Origin of the sequence: Stenotrophomonas sp. PS02300, assembly GCF_029959395.1 — a bacterium.
GTDB lineage: Bacteria > Pseudomonadota > Gammaproteobacteria > Xanthomonadales > Xanthomonadaceae > Stenotrophomonas > Stenotrophomonas maltophilia_AD.
The window spans coordinates 1-10,645 of record NZ_JASCOP010000137.1 but is presented as its reverse complement, the minus strand read 5'-3'; the positions used below and the strand labels follow the sequence as shown (position 1 = coordinate 10,645).

At 64.4% G+C, this 10,645-nt stretch carries 6 protein-coding genes; 3 read left to right on the top strand and 3 right to left on the bottom strand.

Annotated features, from left to right (window positions below; translation table 11 throughout):
- Positions 1-320 precede the first annotated feature (320 nt).
- From QMX79_RS17885 to QMX79_RS17875, 3 genes are all read left to right on the top strand, one after another.
- Positions 321-2,516, top strand: coding sequence for a PAS domain S-box protein (locus QMX79_RS17885; protein ID WP_282247964.1), 2,196 nt, complete (start codon positions 321-323; stop codon positions 2,514-2,516).
- 394 nt (positions 2,517-2,910) lie between these two features.
- Complete coding sequence (locus QMX79_RS17880; protein WP_282247963.1) at positions 2,911-3,897, top strand: helix-turn-helix domain-containing protein; 987 nt, start codon at positions 2,911-2,913, stop codon at positions 3,895-3,897.
- A gap of 185 nt (positions 3,898-4,082) precedes the next feature.
- Positions 4,083-5,942: a methyl-accepting chemotaxis protein gene (locus QMX79_RS17875; RefSeq protein WP_282247962.1), complete on the top strand. Its 1,860-nt coding sequence runs from the start codon at positions 4,083-4,085 to the stop codon at positions 5,940-5,942.
- Positions 5,943-7,399: 1,457 nt separating this feature from the next.
- Here QMX79_RS17875 and QMX79_RS17870 read toward each other — a convergent pair.
- From QMX79_RS17870 to QMX79_RS17860, 3 genes are all read right to left on the bottom strand, one after another.
- Positions 7,400-7,666 carry a hypothetical protein gene (locus QMX79_RS17870; RefSeq protein ID WP_282247961.1) on the bottom strand — a complete coding sequence of 89 codons (267 nt, stop codon included), beginning with the start codon at positions 7,664-7,666 and terminating at the stop codon, positions 7,400-7,402.
- A 1,026-nt stretch (positions 7,667-8,692) separates the two neighbouring features.
- Entirely contained in the window at positions 8,693-9,307 is a 615-nt protein-coding gene (locus tag QMX79_RS17865) for a hypothetical protein (RefSeq protein ID WP_282247960.1), read from the bottom strand.
- Between the two features lie 369 nt (positions 9,308-9,676).
- Positions 9,677-10,294 carry a recombinase family protein gene (locus QMX79_RS17860; protein ID WP_282247959.1) on the bottom strand — a complete coding sequence of 206 codons (618 nt, stop codon included), beginning with the start codon at positions 10,292-10,294 and terminating at the stop codon, positions 9,677-9,679.
- Between the last annotated feature and the right edge of the window lie 351 nt (positions 10,295-10,645).

Sequence of the window (10,645 nt, the reverse complement as noted above, 5' to 3'; positions counted from 1 at the left end):
TGCGCGCCCGGCCGGTGGTGGTCGGCGCGATGGCGGTGGTGCCCGGCCGGGCGGTCGTGGCCCGGCCCCCGGCCCGCGCCCGGGCAGCAGTGCGCCGCCGGCCAACAATGCCCTGGCCGACGCCTTCGCGCGGGCCAAGCGCGGCGGCTGAGGCCCGCCCTGCGTGGGCGTGACGAGGGCTTGATCCCGTTTCCCGTTGAATGCCGGTACGCTAGGCGGGGAGCGGGAGGCCAGATGACAGATCAGCGGGCGGGGCAATGCGGTCCAGGCCAGTGCGAAGGCGCCACCCGTGGCGCCTTCGGGGTGGCCGCATGAAACCCATGCCGCCTCCGACCGATGCACTGCAGGAGGCGTCCGAACAGCGGCGCCGCCTGGAAATGATCATCGACGGCACCGCGATGGGCACCTGGGAGTGGAACTGCCAGACCGGTGCCATGCGGGTCAACGAGCGCTGGGCGCAGATCGTCGGCTACACCCGCGACGAACTGGCGCCCATCACGCCGGAGACCTTCTTCCGGCTGGTCCACCCCGATGACCTGGCCCAATCCAACGCGCTGCTGCGCGAGCATCTGGAAGGACGCTCCCCGCATTACGACAGCCTGTGCCGGATGCGCCACAAGGAAGGGCGGTGGATCTGGGTGCAGGACCGCGGGCGCGTCTACGAATGGGATGCGCACGGCCAGCCGCTGTGGATGGCGGGCGCGCATGCCGATGTCAGCGACCTGCAGAACGCGCTCGAAGATGCGGCGGACATGCGCCAGCGCCTGCAGGCCGTGGTCGATGCCTCCGATGAGGTGGCGGTGATCGCCACCGATCCCGACGGCGTGGTCAACCTGTTCAACAGCGGCGCGCAGAAGCTGCTGGGCTACCACCCGGACGAGGTGATCGGGCGGGTCAACCCGGGCCTGTTCCATGAAGTGCACGAGATGGAGGACTACCTGCGCCCGCTGGCCGATGCCGATGGCCGGGTGCCGACCATCTTCGAGGCGCTGACCACGCGCGCCGCGCACGGGACCTGGTCGCACCAGTGGACCTTCGTGCGCAAGGATGGCGAACACCGCCAGGTGCGGCTGTCGATCAGCCCGCTCGACTCGGGCAACGGCCAGCGCCTGGGCTACGTGGGCATGGCGGTGGACATCACCCCGCTGCTGGAAATGCGCGAGCAGGCGTACGTGGCCGCGGAGAAATTCGCCGGTGCGTTTTCGTCTGCGGCGCTGGGCATGGCGCTGGTCTCGCTGGAAGGGCGCTGGCTGGACGTCAATGACGCGCTGTGCGGCATCCTGGGCTACACCCGCGCCGAACTGCTGGAGATCGACTTCCAGACCCTGACCCATCCCGACGACCTGCATACCGACCTGACGCTGGTGGGCGACCTGCTGGCTGGTCGCCGCGACCACTACCACATGGACAAGCGTTACCTGGGCAAGGGCGGCAACGTGGTGTGGGGCCGGCTGTCGGTATCGCTGGTGCGTGCGCCACACGGCGAGCCGCTGCATTTCGTCTCGCAGATCCAGGACGTCACCGCGCAGCGTTTCAGTGGCCAGCAGCTGCGCGAATCGGAGCAGCGCACCCGGGTGACCCTCGATGCGGTGGCCGACATGGTGCTCACCCTCGACCTGGAAGGGCACATCCAGTACGCCAATGCGGCGGCCACGCGCGCGCTGGCGGGCGAGGGGGCCGCGCCGGTCACCGGCAGCCAGGTCCAGGACGTGATGGAACTGACCACCGAGTACGCGCCGCGCTCGCCGCTGGACCTGGCCGTGCTGCTGGATGCGGAGAGCAATGCGGTGGACCTGCATTCGGACCTGTTGTTGTCAGTGGGCGCCCAGCTGCTGCCGGTGGACCTCACCCGGGCCTGGCTGCAGGGCGGGGACGGGCAGGTCAGTGGCGCGGTGTGGGTGATTCGTGACGTCACCCAGCAGCGTGCCCGCCAGCGCGAAGCGCGGCATCTGGCCGAGGTGGACCCGCTGACCGAGCTGAGCAACCGGCGCGGCTTCGAAGCGCACCTGCAGGAGGCCATCACCCGGGTGGCCCGGACCGGGCAGTCGGCCTCGCTGATGTTCATCGACCTGGACAACTTCAAGCCGATCAACGACAGCCACGGCCACCTGGCCGGGGACGCCATGCTGTGGGCCGTTGCCACGGTGCTCCGGCATGGCGTGCGCGATTCGGACATCGTGGCGCGCCTGGGTGGCGACGAATTCGCGGTGATCCTGGCCGGTTGTTCGCTCCGCCGCGCGCGACGCATTGCCAGTGACCTGCTCGAAGCGGTGCGCAACCTGAGCGTGCCGTGGGGCGTGGAGCGCCTGGTCGTCGGCACCAGCATCGGCATCGCCGCGATCGGCGGCCACATGAGCGTGGATGCGGCCGTGGCCGCGGCCGATGCGCAGTGCTACCGGGCCAAGGCGCTGGGCAAGAACAACGTGCAGGTGGAAGCGCCCGTGCATGGCGGGCCGGATCCGCTGGATGTGGATGGCGACATCGACCTGGACAGCAGTGAGGGCGGACCGGGCTGAACCGGTCAGTATTTTCCCGGCCCGCAGCGGCCTGGTTTTCTCAAGCGCAGCCACATGCGGCCGATACCCTGATCCCGGCAGCGGTAAACGCATTATCTGGCGATATATACATACGCCAATGAATGGAATGTGGGCGGGCCCCGGCAACAAAAGCGGGACGCGCTTTGCATTATTACGGGAGTATCCGGTGCAGGCGCCGTGCGATGGAGTGTCGGACAGTCCCCACCGTCCAGACACCCCATCGCGAGGCGGGCTAATTCTTACTGTCGCGGTTTCCATGCCGCTACGTAAAGTTAGCCAAATTCGCCGGATTCGTGCATGACCAATTGCCGTTCACGCTCCCTGTTCATGTGAAGTAGAGTGGGCCAGTCGGTTCACTCAATATATTCAGATTATGCCTTTGCTGATTTACCCGGACTTTGAGGCGTATTCCAATTCCATCAACGGAATCGACGGCGAAATGCGCATTGCCGGTCGTGGCGACGGCGCCTGGTCGCTGAATATGCTCGACCTTGATGGCGTGATTCTGATGCATGGCCTGGATGGTGCCCCGGTGCTGTATCGCGGCGCGCCGCACGCGGGGCGGTTCGGCGTCTATCTGTCCCTGCCGGGCAGCCAGACCACGCTGGATGGGCAGCGGGTCGGCGAGGACGGCTTCACCTGGCTGGCGCCGCAGGTGGAGGTGCATGGTTTCAGCCAGGTGCCGGCGCGGTTCCTGGCAATCGACTTCGCCGAGCACGTCCTGATGGAACAGGTCGCGCAGGTCGATGGACTGGAGCCGTCCTGGCTGTACCGCACGGGCAACATCACCGCCACCGCGCCGATGGTGGAGCGGATCGGGGCGTTGATCCAGCGGGCATTCGACGTGCATGAAGGCAGCCCTGACGCGTTCGCGCAGCCGGGCGCGCGCGGGTCCTTCGTCAACCAGCTGGCGGCTGCGGTGCTGCAGTGCCACCTGCTGGCGGGGCATGGGCAGGCACCGGCCAGGCGCGGGCGCCCGCCGCTGTCGCGCCGGGAGATCGTGCGGCGCGGCATTGCGCATATCCAGCGCAGCCTGCGCGGGGAGGCGGCGTTCGCGGACATTCCGTTCGCAGTGGGCGCCTCGCAGCGCTCGCTCAACCGGGCGTTCGACGACCTGTTCGGGATGGCGCCGCACCAGTTCTATCTGGTCGAGCGCCTGCATGCGATCCGCGGTGCGCTGCGCTCGGCCACCCCGGGCGACACCGTGACGGGGATCTGCTCGCGCTTTGGTGTGTGGGACCTGGGCCGGATGGCCGCGCAGTACGCGCGGATGTTCGATGTGCAGCCGGCACAGGAGTTGTCCCGGGCACTGGCTGGAAAACCGGCTGCCGCCCTGGCGGGTACCGGGCGGCGGCGTTGACGCACCACCGCCCTAAAGTTTCTCCTGCGCAGACCGCTACAAGGAGGGCAGACGGAAACGATCTGCCCCACGGAAGGGACGTCATCCCCATGACGGTCTTCGTGAGTCCCCAAGCGTCCTGCGTACTACATCGGGCATAGGGCCCGGCGTAGCCCATTGAGCTTGTTGGAACCGAGGAAACAACGATGTCCATCGCAGCCATACAGCCGCCGGCGTCCGCTCGCCCTGGCGCATCCGCACCGTCCTTCCTGCGCTCGCTGGGTGCGCTGGCGTTCTCGCCGCGTGCCACGCAGCAGGCGGCCGTGGCCCTTGCCCAGCGCAACGCCGCGCTGGAAGCCCAGGTGGCCGCGCTGCACCGCGTGCAGGCGGTGATCGAATTCGACCTCGAGGGCACCATCCTCGAGGCCAATGCAAACTTCCTGCAGACCCTGGGCTATACGCTGGAGGAAATCCGCGGACGCCACCATTCCATGTTTGTCGATCCCGAGCATGTGCGCAGCACGACCTACCGCGACTTCTGGGCGCGCCTGGGCAAGGGCGAGTTCGATGCGGGCCAGTACCGGCGCATCGGCAAGGGCGGGCGCGAGGTCTGGATCCAGGCCTCCTACAACCCGGTGTTCGACAGCAGCGGCAAGCCCTTCAAGGTGGTCAAGTTCGCCACCGACATCACCGCCCAGCAGATGCAGGCGGCCGATTTCGCCGGGCAGCTGGCCGCCATCAATACGTCGCAGGCGGTGATCGAATTCGGCCTGGACGGTCGCATCCTGTCGGCCAATGAGAACTTCCTGGCGGCGACGGGCTATACGCTGGACGAGATCCGCGGGCAGCATCATTCGATGTTCGCCGAGCCGGACTACGCCCGCAGCGATGCGTATCGCCAGTTCTGGCAGAAACTCGGCCGTGGCGAGTACGACGCTGGCCAGTACCGGCGGCTGGGCAAGGGCGGGCGCGAGATCTGGATCCAGGCGTCCTATAACCCGATCTTCGACATGAACGGCCGGCCGTTCAAGGTGGTCAAGTACGCCACCGACGTCACCGCGCAGGTGCGCGATGCACAGGCGTTGGCCAGTGCCGTTGCGCAGACCCGCGAAGTGGTTTCCGCCGCGCAGGCAGGCGACCTGAGCAGGCGCATCGATGCGGGCGACGCGACCGGCGCCATCGCCGAACTGTGCGAGGGCGTCAATGCGATGGTGGCCACCATGGGCAGCATGATCGGCCAGATCCGCGTGGCGGCCGACGCCGTAGCGCTGGGCGCCAGTGAGATCGCCGTAGGCAATACGGATCTGTCCCAGCGCACCGAGCAGCAGGCGGCTTCGCTGGAGGAAACGGCGGTGTCGCTGCAGGGCTTGACCAGTACGGTGCGGCAGAGCGCGGACAATGCCCGCCAGGCCAGCCAGCTCGCCGGCGGTGCGGTGGACGTGGCGGCGCAGGGCGGCAAGGTGGTCAGCGACGTGGTGGCTACCATGGCGCTGATCAATACATCGTCGCGCCGCATCGTCGACATCATCAGCGTGATCGACGGCATCGCCTTCCAGACCAACATCCTGGCCCTGAACGCGGCCGTGGAAGCGGCGCGCGCCGGCGAACATGGGCGCGGCTTTGCGGTGGTGGCCGGCGAGATCCGTTCGCTGTCGCAGCGTTCGGCGAGCGCCGCCAAGGAGATCAAGCAGTTGATCGACGATTCGGTGGACCGCGTCGGCACGGGCACCGCCCAGGTCGAGAGCGCGGGGCGCACCATGGAAGAAATCGTGGAGAGCGTGAAGCGGGTGGATGACCTGATCGCGCGGATCAGCACCGGTGCGCAGCAGCAGAGCGAGAGCATCGTGCAGATCAACCAGGCGGTGGAGCACATCGACCAGAGCCCGCAGCAGAATGCCGCGCTGGTGGAAGAGGCATCGGCCGCCGCGCGCAGCATGGAAGAGCAGGCCACCCAGCTGCTGCAGACGGTGGCGGCGTTCCGGGTCGACGGGGCGGTGGCGCAGGTGCTGCGCCAGGCGGCGCAGTCGGGCGCCCCGGGTGGGCCGGCCGTGCTGCGGCTGGTCTGAGCGCGCCCCAAAGCAAAAGGCCAGATCTTTCGATCTGGCCTTTTGGATTCCATGGTGCCGAAGGTGGGAGGCAGTACGGCGAAGTGAGAGAACTCCTAATATATTGATAAATAAGTTGAGCGGTGCGGGTGGCTCAGTTGGTGGGGCGGAGGTGGCTCAGTCTGGAATGAATATAAGCTGGCCGAGAAGGTTTCAAGTTGACAAGGTTTACGCCCCGGCGCGGTTCACGCCAGCCATGCCCTATGAACATCGGAGTCACTTGACTATTGCTTGTCTGCTGCGCGGCCGCCCTGCAGCCGTAGCGCCGCCTCATCCAGAATGACACGAAGCCGCTTAAGCACGCGCTCATCAAAGGAAAGTGGGTTGCCGCTGTGAAAGTCCGCTCGGTATCGGTGGCGCAAAAAGACAGATTGAGGCGGAAGGACGCGAAGGGTTTGCAGCGCGTAACGTCCGGCGTCGGCCGTCGATACCCGTAGAAATTAATACCTAATCCATCGGTTGACCTTAGGAATCAACCGGTTGCTGTGGTGGAGGAGTGCAGGTGACGCGTGCGGTCTGTCGGCAGGCCGATGGAGCGCTTGGGTCTACTGGAGGGTCAACCGCCCGGCCCTAGTAGTCATATACCCCAACGAAAATCTCCGGCAAACTTTGAACTATGACGAAACTCCCTGCCGCCCTCGTGGCCGTTCTGCTCTTCCCTGGCGCGAGTGCGTATGCAGAAGGTCCCGGGATGACGTCAATCGCCCGGCCGTACTTTGAGTGTGTTCAGCAGGGCGCCGTCCGATACGCGAAGAAGGCGGAGGATGTTAACGCGGTGATTCAGGCGGCAGAGGCTTCCTGCCAAGAACAACGGGACGACCTCCTTGCTGCGATTGTGGCGGACATCATCATAAGTGGTGCGCCTGGTAACGCTGAACAGGTGGGCCAACGCACGCTGCTGTACTTGGAGTCGAGATGGCGACCCGCTGTTGTCAAGTCAATCCTCGACGCTCGCTGACCTCAGTTCCTCGTGTCAGGAACCGAGGCTTGGCCTACGCGTCCCTTGGTTACGCACCAATCGCTATGGACGGATTCATTGGACGATGTCTGCGAGCATCCGGATCATATGGCTGCGCTGACAGCGTAATGATCCGCCGAGAGGCTCAGGCGACCATCGAAGGCAAGCCAGCACGGGGCGACGTAAGCCTCTAGCTGATGCGGGTATAGCGCTGGCGAAATTCGGACGGGCGGAATGGAATGAGGGCAGGGCGTGGGTCGAAGATGACGAAAACCCGACGCTGAAAAGCTGATCAAGATGGGTGCCCGCGCTGCAGGCCCGGGAACAGGTATTCCAAGCAACCAGATGCTGACCGCTGGGGAGTACCTTTACGACGTCGGCACGGGTCACTACACCGCAGCCAACCCGGCCGAAGCCCGCCTACCTGATGTACCGCCGGTCGAAGGACGAACAGTAGTAGTTACCTGCGTTTCGCTTCGGCGATGGCCTCTTCCTGAGCCTGCCGGATGCGATCAATGTCGTTGTTCGCATTCTCCAAATACTCCTTCACGCAACGAATGTACCGGTCCATGTCGCTGCGGTAGTTTTCGCGGTCCATAGCCGAATCGCTGTAGGGAGGGTAAGGCTTGCGACAGGTGGGGTCTGGGTATCCGGAGAATCCCAGGTTCGACCCGCCGTAAACCGAAGCGCCTGCAGTGCCAGTAACGGCGAGCAGCGCAATTGCCATCCGCAATTTCATAAGTCCCCTGTTTAGTTGAACACCCGCCGCGATTCTAAGCCCAGTCCCGCCAATGCGGGGCTACTTTTTTCTGCAGCCACCGAATTCACGACCATCACCACCAACGACCGCCGAACGAATTGCAGGGGCAATGGGGTCGCAAGCGAGTTTCCTGGACCACGCTGCTTCAGCCCGCTGCACGTCTCCGTGCTCGTGGGAAACGGGAGTGACCCTACGGAAGTTCCCCGTCTCCGTGCGCGGTGAAGGGGGGGCAGCAGCGCCCGCAGCACGATCATCAAGTTCAATACGCCGCCGGCGGACGGGCGGAAGAATCTAAGCTTGCGCACGGTCCCGTTTGAGCAGCCGACCGACATCACCAATCAAGGGTCCTGCCTGCCGGAGCTCCATGAGGATTAGTTCGACTACCGCGCAATGCAGGTGCAGCAGCTGGACGCCCCGCAGCTGTTGACGATCCGATTCCCCGAGACGTACCCCGGGGATCTGCCGGACCTAATCATGCAAGCGCCGGAGGCTGGTAAAGGCATCGGCTGGAACGCAGATCGGTCGGGTATGCCGGGGGAGACAATCAACCAAAGGGAGAAGAGCAGGAGCGGGCGGGACCTAAGGTGGAGCGTAGGTGGACCGTCAGCGATGCCCATACACATGATCGACCAAGACAAGCCCGTCAATGCGGCCGGTGCTTGGAGGGGGGGGGGCAGGTGCACAGGGAGGAGGTCAGCTCAAGGTCCCCCGGGCGGGCAGCGCCACGGAGTCCTGAGGATCGCTCAAGAGACAACTACAGAGGTTGCCTTCGATAGAAGCGGGTAAAAACGCCGGAGAGCCATGTAGCAGTAAGCCTGACTGCGAATGAAACTAACGCTGCAGCGGTAGGCGCGGGTGCCCCATAGGTGGACCTCAGGTAGGCATCAGGACACGCCTAAAGTCACAGCAACCCTCACGGACAGGGACTGCTTTCAATAGAAGCGAGTAAAAACGCCGAAGATCCGTAAAGCAGTTGGGCTGACCCCAAAAAAACTAACGCTCTGGAGCCGCCAGCGCCGCCGCCTTCTTCCTCGCCGCGTACTTCTTGACGCGGGCTGCGGTTAGCTTCTTCGCCCTTGCCTTCTTCCGGGCCGCGTCCGTCTCAGCGTTGCGCTCACCCTTCAATGCGTAGCGCACCTCCGTGTGAATAGCCTTCAGGTCGTCAGTAGATGGCCCCCGGCTCGGGGTGTCGGTCTTGTCTTGGACTACCCCCGCCTGCTTGGGTTCCTCGGTGATGTATCGCTCTGGGTGTTCACGGAACTCCCAATCCAGATGCTCACTCATCGGGCGCGGGACGGGAAGCGACGGCATCTTCATCGACGGAGTAACCCGCAATGCGGTCACCCGTTTGGCACCCTTGCAGTCTTTATTCTCCTTGGTGTGCCACTCAAGCGCTGCACCCTCAGCGCCCTCGGCAAGCTCGCGGAACACGCAGGCCGTCTTCTTCCGCTGCAGTTTCGCTGACGCCACCTGCTCATCAATGGCCTTACGAAGGTACTCACCCTTGCGCCCGTTCTTTCGTCGACCTGAAGCAATCTCATACGCCTCCTGCATGCGTACGGCATGCTTCGCTTCAGCGCGCTGTGCGGCTACCGGGCGCGACTGCATCAGGCGGTCAGCTAGCTCGGCCCATCCGGTGACTTGAAGGGGCGAGGGGAGGGCGTGAGGGTCTTCAGCCGGGCCGGTAGTGATAACTTGAATTCGGCGCTCAGAGAGTGGCGCCGGTCGCTTGAGGTGGACTGAGGGAGGTGCCGGTGGTGCTTGGGAGGACATTTGCTTGGCTTCCGAATAACCTTATTAACAAGTACACCAATGAGGCCATACCCTAGCGGGGGTACGATTTAGGGCGGAACTTCGGCTAACGCGCGTAACTTCTGCCTAGGGTGTGTATGAATTGAACGTCTGGGAAAGTGTAGGCATCATGCCGATAGTGCAGGCGCCCCCCCTCAGGTCCAGCGGCGGTGGAAGTCAGTGCCCTCAGACGACTTCCTCCCGCAGCTTACGGGCCTCCTCCTGCGCTACGGACGTGCCAACGCCGCACTCGCGCGCCGCTTTGAGCTGGCCCATGCCGCCTCTCAGAAGCTCCCTTAGGCGCTCTCGGGTGGCCTCAGGTACAGATGGACGCCCCACGTGTTTACCCTGTGACCGGGCGCGGCTCATTCCAGCCTTGACGCGCTCCTGAATCATCGCGCGCTCGAACTCAGCGAACACACCCATCATTTGGAACATTGCCTTTCCGGCAGGTGTGCGGGTGTCTACGGCCTGCTGGTGCAGGTACAGGTCTACTCCGGCGCCATGAAGCTCCTGCAGGGTGTCGAGGAGACCCGTCAGGCTGCGCCCAAGGCGGTCCACGGACCATGAGGCCAGCACATCGAACTTGCGGCGGGTGGCGTCCTTGAGCATGGCGTCGAAGCCGGGGCGCTTGTCGCGGCCCTTGGCACCGCTAATGCCCTCGTCGGTGTAGACATCAGTCACTTCAAGGCCTGCGTACTCGGCCCACTGCAGCAGCGCCTGCCGCTGATTCTCGACCGTGCGCTCGGCGTGACTGACACGCAAGTAGAGGGCGACGCGCTTTCCCTTCGGAATCTTGCTCATGTTGTCCTGGCCTCACAGAGAGTGAACTCAGTGGCCAAAAGCATGCGGGTCCTATCAAAGGTGAGAAGTTGTTTGGTCATCAAGTGGTGGCAGGGCGTTTAGTGAGGCATACGATCACACGTCCTTTGCGTATATGCAATTCCGTTGTGACATGCCCAGCAGTAGCAACGGTATCCCGCACTCGTTTCAGTCGCCCTTTCCGTATAGCAGGTGCTGCAGCCGAACACCCTCAGGAAGACGCCCGATGCGTAGTCTTCAGGACGCTTCTGCACGGCCCTAGCTCATTCCCATCAGGCCCCCTCGGTATGCGCTGCAGATGGTGTGCTGACGGGCTGGGGATAGGGTCGGGGC